Genomic DNA, 16,268 nt, shown 5'->3' on the forward strand with positions numbered 1-16,268 from the left:
CTAACATCCATATCACAGTTGTCCATAGCTACTGGGAATAACGCTTGTGCTTCGGCTAAGCCTGTCGCATCATCACATTCTAAAGTCACATCTAAGGCATTGTCTGCTGTGCTCCAGGTTGGTGCTGTCGTATCTACGATGGTTATCACTTGCGTGTAAACGGCTGAGACATTACCGCAGTCGTCTGTTACTGTCCAGGTGTTCGTGTAACTACCACTCTGTGGACATTCTGAACTTGGAATATAATCGCCAGAGACTTTCTCAATATCACTTACATCCATATCGCAGTTGTCCATAGCTACTGGGAATAACGCCTGTGCTTCGGCTAAGCCTGTCGCATCATCACATTCTAAAGTCACATCTAAAGCATTGTCTGCTGTGCTCCAGGTTGGTGATTCTTCATCTTTTGCTACACTAAACGAACTTTCGCAAGAAACTGTTTCTTCGCAATCGTCAGTAACAACAAGATTTATTGTAACACTTCCACCTTCACAAGCAAATTGATTAGGTGTATAGGTGCTTATATCTATTTCAACACCATCGATAGTGTAGACACCAACAGGATTTTTTCCACCAGAAAATGAAAATTGAGCTATCCAATCGGAATAAGCGGCATCAATTTGTGCTTGCGTTTGACAAGAGTCTAGTTCTAGATTTTCTGGGCAATTTACTGTTGGAGGATCTATATTTTCAATTTCAACAAAAATGATGTCTTGAGATGAGCAACCCGTACCCGGACCTCCAAAACCCGGAGCAATAACTACAACTGCATAGTTTCCAGATGTGTCTACAGTTATTGACTGCGATGTAAATTGATTACCTTCAGAATCTAAAAGAGGAATTAAATCACCATTACATATTAAATTTCCATCGGTATCTTCTCCTACTTGTTCGCAAATATACCATTCGTAGACGAGCCCTTCTGTGACATTGGTTTGGGCTGTTAAAGTGACTGTGTCTGTTACACAATCAAATTCGCCTGCTACAATATCAACGGACGATTCTTCTATATTTCCAAATGGGAAAGGTCCTGCAAAGTCTTTAAGTTCTGAGGTGAAAGAAGGTGATGATCTTGTTTTGATTATAACTCCACCAAATAAAGCCTCACACTCTCCTTGAGAAAGCGACTGATCAAAACCAAATGCCGAAAAATTAATTCCAAATTCAACAAAAGTATTTGCAAAATGCGTATCTGTAACATTTCCTTGAGAACCAATAATAGTGCCTATTGGACCTGCTGGTACATCTCCATTACCATTAGCATTTGGACCATTGATATTGGCAAAAGTTACGGGTAAGGCATTATCATCATACAATTCAATCTCGGCATAACCATATCCATTAGTATCGTCTCCAGATTCGAAAACTGGTTGTCCATTTCCTCCAATGACAAATTTAAATTTGTAATTAGCAGGGTCATTAAATCCTAATATTAGATTATTGTAAGCCTGAATACTACCACCAGGTAATTCACTTGGTTTTATCCATATATAAAGATGACCATCGATAACTACACCGCCATTCTCGAAGTTGAGAGAGATTATAACATCTCCCAATGTTACAACTCTACCATTTACGCTATCGAAAACCCATTCGGTATGACCTCCTTTTGTTGGGTCACCCGTATTCGATAATTCATTTGTATTAGAGTCATACATTATTTCGCTTCGAAACAACTCAAAATCTAAGTAAGCCGAACCATCTTCTGATCGTGTTGAAGCACCTATAAACGCCCAAAGTGAATCATTAAATCCTGGACCTTCACGCCTTAAATGCCCTAAGGCATCTATTAAATCATTTTTTTGAGGATTAGATCCTGTTATAGTATTCCATGTTAATGGGTTATCTGCATTTTTGTTAGACTGACCTTTAAAAATTGAAAAGTCTTTATTGTTACCAGCCCAATTCGGATCCCTTATATAAACGGCATCTAACCACCTTGTATTAGAGACTGGGTCTAGATAAAAGAAATCTTCTGACATCCCTCTAGTGAAGGTGTTGTTATTGTTAGACAAATCTGGTAAAGGAAGCGAAACATCAATTACGCCTCTACCATTCCCGAAAGGGTCAATATTATCAAACCAATCGTCAGAGCCCGGAAATCCGTTCAATGGTTGAAGAATACCATTTTCGAAGATTGTAAATGTAGATTCTGTCTGTACATCTGCATCGACACCAAAATTTGCTCGGTAAGCCCCAGTTTCAACAATAATTTGAGCCTTGACCAAAGAAAGAGAACACAATAAAAGTAAAAGCAAAAAAGATAACCTGAGTCTAGAAATAGACTTACTCAAAATAAAATTTTCCATGATATTGGTTGAATTAATTAATCAACACAACACTAGTCAGAAAGTATACCGCAGAAATGGGCAAATTTATAAAAAACTAACTCGGAGTAAATGAAGTAAGTTTATCTACAGGGGGAAGAATTTGTTAAATAAAATTAACACAAATTGATTTTACTTCGACAAAATGCACTTTTTTTAGCTATAATTAACAATTATTTCGATAAAGTGTTTTTTGTTTTAAGAAAATACATCGATTTTAAACAATCTGACTTATTATCAATTTAATAAATTGACTTTAATTCCATAGTCATTTAAAAACAATTCGAACTCTGTAATTGTGTACTGCTTTAAAAATTGAATGGTTTTTTCAATATCATCATGAAGAATTTCGTCTTTCTTAATAAACTTAACTTCTTTTCGATATGCTTTTAAGAACGACTCTATAAAATCGGACGACTTTAATGGTCGTCTAAATTCTATAGCTTGTGATGCATTAAATAATTCAATAGCAATAATCCGCTCCACATTTCTAATTAAACTATAAGCTTGTGTTGCTGCATTTGCTCCCATACTTACATGGTCTTCTTGTCCATTACTAGAAACTATGCTATCTATACTTGCGGGCGTTGCCAATTGTTTATTGGCACTCACGATACTCGCAGCCGTATATTGCGGTATCATAAAACCTGAATTTAGACCTGGATTATCAACCAAAAAAGCAGGAAGTCCTCTAAGCCCTGATACCAACTGAAAAACACGGCGTTCTGAAATATTTCCAATTTCTGCCATGGCGATTTTTAAATAATCGAACGCTAAAGCCAAGGGTTGACCATGAAAGTTTCCTGCGGAAATTATTTCGTCTTCATCTGGAAAAATATTGGGATTATCCGTTACTGAATTTATTTCTGTAATAATTGTTTTCTCAACAAAATCGATTGTATCCTTTGTTGCACCATGCACTTGCGGGATACATCTAAACGAATAAGGGTCTTGGACGTGCTCTTTTTCTCTACTAATTAATTCACTTCCTTCTAAAAATTTGGTAAAGCGTCTTGCTACTTTTAGTTGACCTGCATGAGGTCTTATGATATGAACCAAATCATTGAACGGCTCTATTCGCCCATCGTAAGCATCTAACGAAATACTCGCTATAATATCCGCCAAATAGGATGCCTTATGAGACAATAATAAACAATATATGCCGTAAGCCGTCATAAATTGCGTACCGTTAAGCAGGGCTAATCCTTCTTTAGCTTCGAGTTTAATAGGTTTCCAGTTAAATTTTTTTAAAACGGTAGATGTATTGATTAATCGGTTTTTATACGTCACTTTTCCTTTTCCTATAATGGGTAAAGACAGGTGTGCTAGAGGTGCCAAATCTCCTGATGCTCCTAAAGAACCTTGTGTGTATACAAATGGAAAAATATCGTTATTAAAAAAATCGATTAATCGCTTTACTGTTTTTAGCTGAACACCTGAGTGTCCAAAACTTAACGATTTAATCTTAAGCAAAAGCATGATTTTAACAATGTCTTCTGGTACTTTTTCACCTGTTCCGCAGGCATGAGACATTACTAAGTTTTCTTGTAGTTTAGTTAAATCTCGCTTCGAAATTTTAACATTATACAACGAACCAAAACCTGTGTTTATCCCATAAAATGGTTTGTCGCTTTCGGTAAGTTTTGCGTCTAAATATGCTTTAGACTTTTTTATACGCTCTATAGCTTCATCCGATAGTTTGATTTTTTTCTTATTGAAGATAATATCATGGATATCTCTTAAAAGAAGATTCGAAGACGATATTGTGTAATATTTAGACATATGTGTTAACTATTTTCCGCTTCAACTTCTTCTTGCTGGGGTTGCTCGGGTTGTTTAAATAAATCGATATACGCTTCCCCAATGTAATCTACAATATGGCTAGCTAACAAGCTTTGATAACCATATTCTTCTAGTGCCAAATCGCCAGCTTTTCCGTGTAAATAAACACCAAATAAAGCCGATTCTAGTGGGTTGTATTTCTGACATAACAATCCCGTAATTATTCCCGTTAACACATCTCCGGAACCCGCAGTTGCCATACCAGGATTTCCAGTAACACTAATAAACTTCTTTTGTCCGTAAACTATAATTGTATTTGCTCCTTTAATTATAACTAAAACTTTGTACTTAGTAGAAAAATCAGATGCTTTTTTTAGCTTATCAAAATCGTTGGACCACTCACCTATTAATCGTTCTAATTCCTTTGGATGTGGTGTTAGAATTGAGTTTTCTGGAATTAATTTGAGTAAGTCGTTGTTTTCAGAAATAATATTTAGCGCATCGGCATCTATTACTAATGGCGCTTTATTGTTTTTTAAAAATGCTTTTAGTGCAGAAACAGTATCAGGGAATTTACCCATACCAATACCTATACCAATCGCATCAGGCTTTATATCAAAATCTATCGCTGTTATTTTATTAGTATCAGCATCCGTAATTACCATAGCCTCTGGTAAGCTTGTCTGCAATGGTACGTAGCCACATTTAGGGATAAATGCTGTTGTTAATCCGGCACCAGAGGACAAAACAGAACGTGTCGCAAGATGCACTGCTCCTATCTTTCCGTAACTTCCGCCAACTATTAGTCCATGGCCGAAATCGCCCTTATGTGCATATTTATCTCTCGGCTTATACATCGGGAGTACTTCGTTCTTCGAAATCAATTCGTACTCTGTTTCTGTAGTCATTAAATAGTCTCTGTCGATACCAATGTCAATCACTTCCCATTGAATAGTACAGTCCGCGGTTTCGGGTAAAAAGAAAATTAATTTAGGCGATTGAAAGCTTAAGGTATAATTTGCCCTGACTACACCTTCGTTATCTTCAATTGGCTTATCAGTAAACCATCCCGAAGGAATATCTACTGATAGCGTAAATGCTGAAGATGCCTTAAAATGATTAAACAAGGCTTTTATCCATGATTCTATTTCACGATTTAGACCGATGCCAAAAATAGCATCTACAATAATATCATCTCTATGGATGTCAGGGAAATCGGTTTCACATTTTAATAATTGAGGCCATTTTTTTGAGACGTCTTTTACCTTATCGTAACTTGTTAAAAAATCTTTAGAACGGCTATTACCACAATTAACGACATAAACTTCTACATTATAGCCGTGTGTAATTAAGTGCCTTGCCAAAACCAAACCATCACCTCCATTGTTTCCTATGCCACAAAACACATGGATTGGAACCTGTGCCCCTTGCATCCGTAGATGCATCCAGTTAAAAATTTGAAGTCCTGCACGTTCCATCAACTCTGATGGCGGCAGGCTTTGTTGTTCTTCGGTGACTTTATCGCCTTTATATATTTGTTCTTTGGAGAATATTTTCATTTTATTAATTCGAAATGTTATAAGGTATTTTTTATGTGAGACTCATAAAACCATTTAAGATTCAGCGAATGTCACTAGCCGTAAAAATAGCATTTTTAGCGAGTTTTTTTGGACGATATGTTAATTGAATTAAAAGAGACGAAGTAAAAAATAAGAATCGAATTGTGCGAAATCATCTATAACAAACTATTTATTTTAAACTAACGATTTTCTCCTATAAATCTAAACCGCGCAAGGACAGCTACAACGGTTGTATCTTTCAACATCTTTCTGATCATAAAAAAATCTGGATTTAAATCGGATTTAATAGCCCAAAAATATTTCTTAGACAATGGGAAATTCTCAGAGAGAACAGGGTAATCTACATAATTAGAAGACAATCCAAGCGTTGGATACGTTTCTAGAATATTTTTTATTGTTTCTAATTCATTCAATCGCTCATTTGCTGCCATGTTCTTGAGTTGAGTATCTACGTAGTAGCTGGATGTGTATCCATTTTCTATAAACTTGGATAGTGCATGAGGATAATAAGACTCCACCAAAACTTTTGATTTTGGATAGTTAAAACGAGATAAAAGGTTTGACAACTTAATAAAGACGTCGTTGCTATTTTTTTCTTTTAAATTTTTAATATCTAACCACAGATAAGGTCTTTTTCCGTTAAGACCTTTTAAATAAGTTTCAAAACTCAAGCCTATAGATTCGGCAGGTGGATGATTAACGTCAAAACTATTTTGGTCGGGTAAATACACCAAATCGAGTTCAACACCTTCAAAATAATTAAGTGCCGCATCTAGTTTTTCAAGACTATTAACTCTATGTGCCCATACTTTGTTATAGTGTCCTAAAAACTGAATTTTATAAGGGCTAAAAAAATGATAAGTCACAACGGCCAAACCAACGAGAACAATTACGACTAAGTATTTCTTTTTCTTTTTAGTTTGCATCGTAGTCTATTTGATATTTTATAAGGCGCCTTTTGGGCATAAAACTGGCGTTAAATACACTCTTTTTTGGTTCAAATTCTGAAAATCTAATATTAGTAATATCAGCAAAACTATGAATAAACTCATCTAATATATAAGGTCTAGATGTGTAATTTTTATTTTGAACTTTATTCTTTTCAGATTGCCAATAGATAAAGGGCACCTCGTACATTGGTTTTGTCCATAAATATTCATTATGTCCAAGATTTTTATTGGTCGTTACATAAACATCATCGCCATGGTCAGAAAAATAAACGAGACTACTCTTCGACGTTTGCTTTTTTAATGATTTAATGAGACTGGCAATAATAAAGTCATTGTATCTAATGGCATTGTCGTAGGCATTAATCGTTTTTTTTGCTTTAGAAGATTTGTCTTCTGATGGATAATCTTCGTTTTTAAAATAATTAAAACGCTCAGGATATCGCTTTATGTAATTGCCATGTGTTCCTATGAGGTGAACAAAAATAATACGCTTCTCATTATTATCCTGTAATATGTTATTAACAACAGGAAGTAATTTTCCATCATAAATCTGCGCATCAGAATTTTCATTATTTAAAAAATAGGATTCGTCAGCAGCATTCGCTATGACGGAAGGTAGCGTTTCATAAATTCCTATTTTTCTTTGATTAGAAACCCAGTAGGTACGATACCCAGCCATATTTGCAAGTTGTACAATAGAGGCATTGGGATTCCTTTCGGCATTATTATAATCGGATAACGTAAGTATTTTATCCAACGATAAAATTGTATGAACATGCGGGCTAATTACATTATTAAAAATTGAAAGTTCATTTTTTATTTGAGACAACAATGGATTTGTTTGTCTAGGATAACCGTACAATTGCATATGGTGCTTAGTAGTAGATTCTCCAATAACTACAATATGCGTCTGCGGCTCATGCACTTGATTAACATTAGTTAATAAGTCCGTGGTTTTATTACTTAAATTATCCTTACTTAAATCCAGGTAACTGTTATAATCCCGATAAGAATTATATGAAATAACAAATGTGTTTACATTTTGAAGCCTCGTAATTATTAAATAGACACTAAATACTAGTCCTACACTAAAAACAACGCGCATAGCCATTGAAACATTTTTACGAAGTTCTGATTTAACACTAAGACCAAATTGTTTTAAACCAACAAGAATAAATAAAGGCAGAAAAAGAATAAATGCTAGTACAAGTATTTCTGCAGTAAAATATGTCCCTAAAAAAGTAACTACTTCAGAATCATAGGTTTCAAAGATTGTGTAGAATGCTGAGGCTGATAACCGTTCTCTGTAATTATAATAAAAACTGAGCTTAACCAGTATCAAAAAATAAAGAATTGGTATTGATAACCAGGTAACTAACAACCTAAATTTTAAATTTTTAAAGCTTAAAATTAGTGCTATAGATATACAATTAAGCAACAAAAAATTAATTAATTCCTTTATGTAAATCGTCTTATCATTAATAAAAAAATAGCCTAAAATAACCAACAACAAGAAAGGATAGATATGAAGCCCTATTAATATTTTATTTCTAAAAATAGAATGTAAGTCCTTTAAAAATAAATTATAGATTTTTCTTAGCTTTTCGGCTACCCTCATACATTTCGTATTTAACTAAACGAGATTCTAATTTGGCATTAAAAACCTTGATTTTTCGTGATGGTCTTAGTCCAACGTATTTTAATGCTTCGAGATTAGACGTGACTAACCAAGCATCTGTATTGGGATAACCATGTTTTAAAGTTGTACCGATGTTACCATAAAACTCTTCTACATTTAGGTTCTCTAAACGTTCGCCATATGGCGGATTAAACACCATATGTAATTTACTAGTCCCTGCTTTTTGTGTCTTGAAAAAATCTTCATGCTGTATGTGTATAAACTCATCTAAATGCGCATTTTTAATATTCTCTTTAGCTTTTCTAACTGCAGAAGGTGATTTATCGTAACCAAATATTTTATGATGAAAATCTCTTGTTTTCTTTAAAAGCGATTCTTCAATCTTTTCAAATAAATCCACATCCCAATCTTGCCAGCGTTCAAAAGCAAATTCTTTTCGCATTAAGTTAGGCGGAATATTACATGCAATCATGGCTGCTTCAGCCAAAATAGTACCACTTCCACACATGGGATCCATAAAATCGGTTTGGCCATCCCATCCACTCATCATTATTAAACCCGCAGCTAAAACCTCATTTATAGGCGCAATATTAGTCGCCGTTTTATAGCCACGACGATGCAAAGATTCTCCAGATGTGTCTAGCGAAATTGTACAGCGCTGACGGTCGATATGCACATTAATTTTTAAATCTGGGAATCGTAAATCTATATTAGGACGTGTACCGCTGTTTTCTCTAAAACGGTCTACAATAGCATCTTTGGTTTTTAAAGCTGTGTATTGCGAGTGTGTAAAAATACTGTGGTGTACAGTGGCATCTACTGCCAACGAGCCTTCTGGCTTAAGGTAATCTTCCCATTTTATGCTTTTAACGCCATTATACAAATCCTGTTCTCGCGTAATACGAAAAGATTTAATAGGCTTTAGGATTTTTATTGCAGTTCTAATGCCTAAATTAGCCTTATACATAAAGCCCTTGTCACCAACAAAAGACACAACTCTAACGCCTTTCTCGATATCCATTGCTCCTAATTGAAGAAGCTCTTTAGCTAAAATATCTTCAAAACCAAATAAGGTTTTGGCAACCATTTTAAAATTTTCGTCCATATATCTCGTCAAATATCAAAACCTTTAAAACGGTTCGATAGGTTGCAAAAATACAGTATTTTTGCGAAGTCGAGAGACCACATTTACTATGACAAAAACAACAGAAAAATGGTACGCTTCTTGGTTCGATACACCATACTACCATATATTATATAAGGATAGAGATTATAAAGAGGCTCAAACCTTTATGGATAACCTAACGGGTTATCTTAATCTTCCAGAACATGGAAAAATCTTAGATTTAGCTTGTGGTAAAGGACGCCATTCTATTTACCTAAATAAGCTAGGTTACAATGTTACAGGTGTAGATTTATCTGAGCAAAGTATTGCTTATGCCAGGCAATTTGAAAATGATAGCTTAAAGTTTGATGTACACGATATGACCAAACCCTATCCTGAAACATTTGATGCCGTGTTTAATCTATTTACGAGTTTTGGGTATTTTGAAAAAGATGAATGTAATTTACAAACCATAGAATCTATAAAGGCCGAGTTAAACGATACAGGCTTCGGAGTCATCGATTTTATGAATTCTGAGTACGTCATAGACAACCTTGTGGCTGAAGATACTAAAACTATTGATGGCATAACCTTTTTACAACAACGAAAATTAGAAGATGGTTACATTGTTAAAGACATCTCTTTTACTGCAGATGGCGAAGATTATCAGTTTCAAGAACGCGTAAAAGCCTTTACTTTGAAAGATTTTGAAGTACTTTTTGAAAAAGCTGGTGTGCACCTATTGGATGTTTTTGGAGATTATAAACTCCACAAATATCACCAAAAAACTTCTGAGCGTTTGATTATGATTTTTAAGTAAATTGCCAACATGAATAAATTTCTATTTCCTGTTTATGCCATAATCATTGGTGTTGGTATTGCCTTTTTAACCAAAAACAAAAAGACCATTGGCACAAAGCTCCTACTTTCTTTTAGCGGTGCTTTTTTATTAGCATTAACACTTTTTGATTTGCTTCCAGAGGTTTACGAACATTTAGATGCAAAGCGTACAGGACTTTTTATTATGTGTGGTATTCTGCTTCAGATTATATTAGAGTTTTTCTCTAAAGGTGCAGAGCATGGACACGTACATATCAACAAAACTGACACTCAGTTTCCTTGGCTCTTATTTATTAGTTTATGTATTCACAGTTTTTTAGAAGGTTTTCCAATCCATCAGCATAACGATATGGTTTATGGCGTTTTTATACATAAAATACCTATTGCGGTACTTATAACTGCATTTTTATTACAATCTCGATTTACTAAAGCACAAATTGTAGGATTTTTAGTTGTCTTTGCTGCAATGACGCCTTTAGGCACTTTTATTTCTAATAACGTATCATTTACTGCCCAATATATAGATGTTATTAATGCCATAGTTATTGGTATTTTTCTTCATATTTCTACAACCATTTTGTTTGAAAGTGGCGAAGGTCACAAGTTTAATTTATCTAAACTAGTGGTTATTTGCTTAGGAATTCTCATAGCCTATTTTATATAAATGTTTAGCAAAGAAGAAAGCCGAAAATTACGAGAAGAGTTTTGGATAAGTTTCGGAAAATCTTTTCCTAGAAAGTGGTTGCTTTACAACACCAAGATTAAGGGCTTGTCTTTTAAATTTTACTTTGATACTAAAAAAGCTTTTGTTTCACTAGATCTTGAAGACGATTTAGAAAACCGAATTAATTGCTGGGAAAAACTTGAAGCCCTTAAAGGCATTCTGCATTCTGAATATCTTCCTGATGCTATTTACGAAGAAGAGTTTTACCTAGATAATGGTAAAGAAATTTCTAGAATCTATATTCCTTTGGAACAAAAAGTATCTATTCATAACAAGAATACATGGCGGGATGTTATGGAATTCTTTTTTGAAAAAATGACCTTGTTTGAAGCATTTTTTGAAGAATACAGAGATATTATTAAGCCTTAAAGAGACTACTTACTAGTTTTCACTATCTTTAAAATATCAATTTCTAAACTAAATCAATTATGAAAGTCGGGGCATTTTCAATCAGTCTAAGTGTTAAAGACATTAAAACTTCAAAAGAATTTTATGAAACTTTAGGGTTTACCGTATTTGCAGGCGATATGGAAAGGAATTATCTCATCATGAAAAATGGTGACGCCATTGTAGGTCTATTTCAAGGCATGTTTGAGCAGAACATTCTCACCTTTAATCCTGGTTGGAATCAAGATGCTGAAACACAAGATAATTTTGACGATGTAAGAGCTATACAACAGCATTTAAAGGCTTCTGGTATAAAACTCATCAAAGAAGCAGACGCTAATACCAAAGGTCCTGAAAGCATTACATTATTTGACCCTGATGGCAATACCATTCTTATAGACCAGCATGTTTAAATTACGTACTCGTAAATCATCATAAAATGACAAATGGCACCTGCCAAAACAAAGAAATGCCAAATCACATGATTAAAAGGTATTTTGTTTATGGCATAAAACACGATACCTACAGTATAAAATAAGCCACCCGCAAATAACCAAAGGATGCCGTTGGAATGCATAAGGTTAGATAAGGTCGTAAAGTCAAAAACAATTAACCAACCCATGACTAAGTACAACAGCGTAGAAAATATTTCAAATCGTCCTGTAAAAAAGAGCTTCAGAATAACACCAAAAGAGGCGATTCCCCATACGGCATAAAATAGCGGCCAACCCAAACTATTAGGCAATAGAATTAATAAAACAGGTGTGTATGTTCCCGCAATTAAAAGGTATATGCTAATGTGGTCTACAATCCTAAATTTTTTCTTCAGTTTACCATTTGTTACAGCATGATAAAGTGTTGAGGCTAAAAATAAAATGATGATAGATAATCCATAAACTATGACGCTAAACAAATACCAAGGCTTAGATTTATCGACATTTAAAATTAAAAGAATTAAACCAACTATACCCAAAGCAGCCCCTAATCCATGAGACCAAGCATTAAGTAGTTCTTCTCGCTTAGATTGAACACTCATAACTACTTTTTAGATTTTTCAGGATTAAGCCATTTATCAGTCAAATCGTAATAATCGATGTCAAAGGCTGGTTCTTGCCGTTCTAATTGCCCATTTTGGAAAGCCCTAAGCAAGATATCCTCTATTAAAAAATCCTCCTCAACATCTAGCGGAGCAAATTCACGTTTTAGTTTAATGTCAAACAAACTTGCAGTATTATTATACCAAAACGCACGCCAACCGTTGCGTAGTTCTTTTACTAACTGAAAGGCTGTTTTTCCTGTTTGCCGGTGAATTAATTTTACTAAAATTTGTCCTTCCGTTTTAGTGAGCTTCTTAAGTTCTGCGGAGAATTCTTTCTCTATAAACTTTTGAACTTTTTTCGCATGTTTCTTCTTCTTTCTGCGCTTACTGAATTTTTCTAACTCTTTGTTTAGCTCCACCAACCGCTCAGCAGCCATTTTAGCATAAGGATAAACTTTAAGTGTTTTTCGTTTTAAAATATAATAACGAATACGCTCATCTTTGGTTTTTAAGCTAAGTCTGGGTAAAACAATAACTTCGTCAAGGTCAATGGCTTTTTTAAATAGCGAATCGCCTTCGACACGGATGTATTTCTCTACAAGCGTATCCTGTGGCACTGGCTCTATTTGCGAAAATAAAAACGCAGGAAAAAAAGCAAATAATGTGAGTAATTGTTTCATACAAGTTTGTCATTGCTAAAACTGTTCCAAAACCACATTTTAGCACATTTCAAAATTAAGAATTTATCAATGCTATAACCTTAATTTTACCTTTAATATTGTTATTTTTAGAAAAAATTTATAAGCATGGCAAAACAGAAAATACTCAACAAAAAGTCAATGGACTTTTTAGAAAAATACTTAAATAACGCATCACCTACAGGATACGAATGGGAAGGACAGAACATCTGGATGGATTATCTAAAACCTTATGTCGATGAATTTATAACCGATACCTATGGTACTGCAGTTGGTGTTATTAATCCAAAAGCAAAGTTCAAAGTGGTTATCGAAGGACATGCAGACGAGATTTCGTGGTATGTCAACTATATTTCTGATAATGGCTTGCTTTACGTTATTAGAAATGGCGGTAGTGACCACCAAATTGCACCAAGTAAGATTGTTAATATTCATACAAAAAAAGGCATTGTAAAAGGTGTTTTTGGATGGCCAGCCATACATACAAGAAACAAATCTAAGGAAGAGCCACCTAAACCAGATAATATTTGCATTGATATAGGAGCCAAAGACAAAAAAGAAGTCGAAAAAATGGGCGTTCACGTGGGTTGTGTGATAACCTATCCAGATGAATTCCACATTCTAAACAAAGATAAGTTTGTATGTCGCGCTTTAGACAACCGTATGGGTGGTTTTATGATAGCCGAAGTGGCACGTTTACTTAAAGAAAATAAAAAGAAACTGCCTTTTGGCTTATACGTTACCAACTCTGTGCAAGAAGAAATTGGACTTCGTGGTGCCGAAATGATTACCCAAACCATTAAACCAAACGTAGCTATTGTAACAGACGTAACACACGACACAACCACACCAATGATAGACCCTAAAAAACAAGGTTTAGCGGAGATTGGTGCTGGCCCTGTAGTGGCTTATGCGCCTGCGGTACAGCAAAAGTTAAGAGATTTAATAACGGATACAGCCGAAGAAAAGAACATACCTTTTCAGCGTGCGGCCTTGTCCAGAGCTACAGGCACAGATACCGATGCATTTGCGTATAGTAATGGTGGCGTGGCTTCTGCCTTAATTTCGTTACCATTACGTTATATGCATACCACGGTTGAGATGGTACATAAAGACGATGTAGAAAACGTGATTCGCTTAATTTACGAGACGCTTTTAAAGATTGAAGATGGCGAAACGTTTAGTTATTTTAATTAGGTAATTGAATATTTAATTTTTAAAAAGTATGCTTATACCCTAGTTGCCCACAATATGAAAAAACTTATGACAAGACTAATTTTCGCTCTATTTCTAATTTCATTTAGTAGTATAACTTTTGCTCAAAGAGGAAAAGCCACTTTAATATTAAAAGACAGTAGTAAAGTGGATGGCTTTGGTGAAATTAGTGGAATTTCATCAATTGTTTCAGTGAAATTTAAGAATGATACATTAAAATGGAGAAGTTATAAGTCAAAAGAAATTATCGGAATAGATATACTAGAAAACGATTATTATAGACAGTTTAGATATAAATATATAGACAAAGACAAGTTCCCAGAAATATTGGAAATAGTTTCTATTGACAGTTTAAGCCTATATGTGCGAACGTATAATGGTAGTGTATTAACAAACTCATTCGTGAATGAACCAATACAAATAAATGGAATTGACAACCCGCAAACAATCGAGTTAGATAACGGACAAAAGATAAATATAAGTCAGCGACCTCGAAATAGCTACACGGAAATCAACTTTCCTAGATACAGCTATTATGTTGGTTTTGGTGAAAGTGACCAAGTTGAACATTTGTACACAAAAGGTTTACCATTTGCAAAAAGTTTCAAAAAATCAATGAAAAAGTATTTTAATAATTGTCCTTCTTTAATTGAAAAAGTAGAAAACAAAGAATTTAAAAATGATGAACTATGGAAAGTTTTGGATTATTATAATCAAAACTGTCTGAATGTAAAATCGGAATAAAATACTGTGGGCAACAACGGCTATAGTTCATTACGGCTGAAATTCCTAATCGGAATTTCGAGCCTTTTTGTTAAATTTATGGTTACGGCGGAATGATACTCGCATACCATTCCGTAACGAAACCATAGCCAAAACCGTTGTAAACAATTATGAAATCGAGAATCGTATTAATATTATTTCTAATTATTCCACTTTTTGGTATCGGACAGAATTTTGAGCTGAAAAAACCAATTGTTGCGGAACTGAACGCGGAATTGAAAAAAACGAATTATTCGCAAGACGTGACATTCTTGTATCTAAACCGGAATTACAAAGCAGAATCTGAAAAATTAGATGTTAAAAAATATGATTATCCTGATTACAGTATTTGTGCATTTACACAAAAATTTGAACACGGAATTGTTTACTCGGAAGAACAGTGTAAAGAAGCAGGCGGAATAACAACTAAACTGACTTTACCTAAAACGGACAAAAAAAGTATTATTCAATGGGTTGAGCTGATTTTTAAAAGTTCGCCAATGGACATAGAACACGGATGGAATTCGGAGAAAACCAAATTTGGACCGACTGACGATGGTGCTGGATGCTACTTTGAAATTAAGGAAACTGAAAACAATACTGAAATTGAAATGTATTGCGGATGTTAAAAATAACTGTTTACAACAATGTATAACCGCAATTACGGCTGTGAGCATTTAAATAGTTCATTAATGAAAAAATTTTTCAGTCTCTTTATGTTATTATTTTTCTTCTTTTCGTGCGGAAAAAAAGAAAATGAAGCGAATGGTAATAAACTTGAAAATTCTGCTCTAACGAATCAAACTGATTTATTTGAATTCAAGATACCTGACACCATTTCTTTAGGAAAGCATATTGGAAGAATATCAAGATATAAGCGGAATAAAAAGCCGAATTGCGACTATTTATTATCGGTAATTGTAAGTAATCAATATGAAGACTTAAAAGTCAAAACAGATACTTTTAGCAATGGAACTTTGAAGCCATTTTTTGGAATTAATGGATTTAAAACTGGAACTCAAGAAATTGAATTAATAATCGAAGAACAAATTCTTGAACCATTCGAGAAAGACAAAGACTCGTTTTTAGGAATAACAAAACTATATCATCAATATGACTTACGCATTACAGTTATTGACAAAGATTTTATATCTAAAACTGAAAAAGAACTATTAACTGAATTAAAAAATCAGTAAAAAATTCTTCTCAATAAATATTTA

Annotated in this window: 16 protein-coding genes; 8 read left to right on the forward strand and 8 right to left on the reverse strand. The window is 34.1% G+C overall.

From position 1 onward, the window contains the following. From DFQ05_RS12260 to DFQ05_RS12285, 6 genes are all read right to left on the reverse strand, one after another. Positions 1 to 2,309: hypothetical protein (locus DFQ05_RS12260; RefSeq protein ID WP_199222000.1), on the reverse strand; the 2,309-nt coding region annotated here is incomplete at its 3' end. 255 nt (positions 2,310 to 2,564) lie between these two features. Beyond that, complete coding sequence (gene hutH / locus DFQ05_RS12265) at positions 2,565 to 4,109, reverse strand: histidine ammonia-lyase (RefSeq protein ID WP_132705726.1); 1,545 nt, start codon at positions 4,107 to 4,109, stop codon at positions 2,565 to 2,567. A 5-nt stretch (positions 4,110 to 4,114) separates the two neighbouring features. Beyond that, complete coding sequence (locus DFQ05_RS12270; RefSeq protein ID WP_132705728.1) at positions 4,115 to 5,668, reverse strand: NAD(P)H-hydrate dehydratase; 1,554 nt, start codon at positions 5,666 to 5,668, stop codon at positions 4,115 to 4,117. Between the two features lie 200 nt (positions 5,669 to 5,868). Next, complete coding sequence (locus tag DFQ05_RS12275) at positions 5,869 to 6,615, reverse strand: FAM151 family protein (protein WP_132705730.1); 747 nt, start codon at positions 6,613 to 6,615, stop codon at positions 5,869 to 5,871. After that, positions 6,605 to 7,981, reverse strand: coding sequence for a sulfatase-like hydrolase/transferase (locus tag DFQ05_RS12280; protein ID WP_158281918.1), 1,377 nt, complete (start codon positions 7,979 to 7,981; stop codon positions 6,605 to 6,607). Before DFQ05_RS12280 ends, DFQ05_RS12275 begins: the two co-directional genes overlap by 11 nt. Positions 7,982 to 8,222: 241 nt before the next feature. After that, positions 8,223 to 9,383 (reverse strand): THUMP domain-containing class I SAM-dependent RNA methyltransferase, encoded by a 1,161-nt coding sequence (locus DFQ05_RS12285; protein WP_132705734.1) that lies wholly within the window; start codon positions 9,381 to 9,383, stop codon positions 8,223 to 8,225. Positions 9,384 to 9,471: 88 nt separating this feature from the next. On the opposite strand from DFQ05_RS12285, the gene DFQ05_RS12290 reads away from it, so the two are divergent. Genes DFQ05_RS12290 through DFQ05_RS12305 form a run of 4 tightly spaced genes read left to right on the forward strand, consistent with a single transcriptional unit; the run spans position 9,472 to position 11,747 of the window. Beyond that, positions 9,472 to 10,203: a class I SAM-dependent methyltransferase gene (locus tag DFQ05_RS12290; protein WP_132705735.1), complete on the forward strand. Its 732-nt coding sequence runs from the start codon at positions 9,472 to 9,474 to the stop codon at positions 10,201 to 10,203. A 9-nt stretch (positions 10,204 to 10,212) separates the two neighbouring features. Next, positions 10,213 to 10,887 (forward strand): ZIP family metal transporter, encoded by a 675-nt coding sequence (locus DFQ05_RS12295; RefSeq protein WP_132705737.1) that lies wholly within the window; start codon positions 10,213 to 10,215, stop codon positions 10,885 to 10,887. Further along, positions 10,888 to 11,316 carry a DUF4268 domain-containing protein gene (locus tag DFQ05_RS12300; RefSeq protein WP_132705739.1) on the forward strand — a complete coding sequence of 143 codons (429 nt, stop codon included), beginning with the start codon at positions 10,888 to 10,890 and terminating at the stop codon, positions 11,314 to 11,316. A 59-nt stretch (positions 11,317 to 11,375) separates the two neighbouring features. After that, positions 11,376 to 11,747 (forward strand): VOC family protein, encoded by a 372-nt coding sequence (locus DFQ05_RS12305; RefSeq protein WP_132705741.1) that lies wholly within the window; start codon positions 11,376 to 11,378, stop codon positions 11,745 to 11,747. Here DFQ05_RS12305 and trhA read toward each other — a convergent pair. Together trhA and DFQ05_RS12315 are read right to left on the reverse strand one after the other, a co-directional pair. Then, the gene (gene trhA / locus DFQ05_RS12310; protein WP_132705743.1) at positions 11,744 to 12,370 is read right to left on the reverse strand and encodes a PAQR family membrane homeostasis protein TrhA; all 627 of its coding nucleotides are present in this window, start codon (positions 12,368 to 12,370) and stop codon (positions 11,744 to 11,746) included. The genes DFQ05_RS12305 and trhA overlap by 4 nt on opposite strands. A 2-nt stretch (positions 12,371 to 12,372) precedes the next feature. Beyond that, complete coding sequence (locus DFQ05_RS12315; RefSeq protein WP_132705745.1) at positions 12,373 to 13,053, reverse strand: DUF4294 domain-containing protein; 681 nt, start codon at positions 13,051 to 13,053, stop codon at positions 12,373 to 12,375. Between the two features lie 126 nt (positions 13,054 to 13,179). Between DFQ05_RS12315 and DFQ05_RS12320 the strand changes: the two genes are divergently transcribed. The 4 genes from DFQ05_RS12320 to DFQ05_RS12335 all read left to right on the forward strand — a co-directional run bounded on the left by DFQ05_RS12320 (position 13,180) and on the right by DFQ05_RS12335 (position 16,244). Further along, positions 13,180 to 14,268 carry a M42 family metallopeptidase gene (locus tag DFQ05_RS12320; protein WP_132705747.1) on the forward strand — a complete coding sequence of 363 codons (1,089 nt, stop codon included), beginning with the start codon at positions 13,180 to 13,182 and terminating at the stop codon, positions 14,266 to 14,268. A gap of 66 nt (positions 14,269 to 14,334) precedes the next feature. Next, a complete protein-coding gene (locus tag DFQ05_RS12325; RefSeq protein WP_132705748.1) occupies positions 14,335 to 15,030 on the forward strand; it encodes a hypothetical protein in 696 nt (231 codons plus the stop codon). Between the two features lie 149 nt (positions 15,031 to 15,179). Continuing rightward, the gene (locus DFQ05_RS12330; protein WP_132705750.1) at positions 15,180 to 15,677 is read left to right on the forward strand and encodes a hypothetical protein; all 498 of its coding nucleotides are present in this window, start codon (positions 15,180 to 15,182) and stop codon (positions 15,675 to 15,677) included. 63 nt (positions 15,678 to 15,740) lie between these two features. Next, positions 15,741 to 16,244 (forward strand): hypothetical protein, encoded by a 504-nt coding sequence (locus DFQ05_RS12335; protein ID WP_132705752.1) that lies wholly within the window; start codon positions 15,741 to 15,743, stop codon positions 16,242 to 16,244. Positions 16,245 to 16,268 lie beyond the last annotated feature (24 nt).

Origin of the sequence: Winogradskyella wandonensis (assembly GCF_004346845.1) — a bacterium.
Taxonomy (GTDB): domain Bacteria; phylum Bacteroidota; class Bacteroidia; order Flavobacteriales; family Flavobacteriaceae; genus Winogradskyella; species Winogradskyella wandonensis.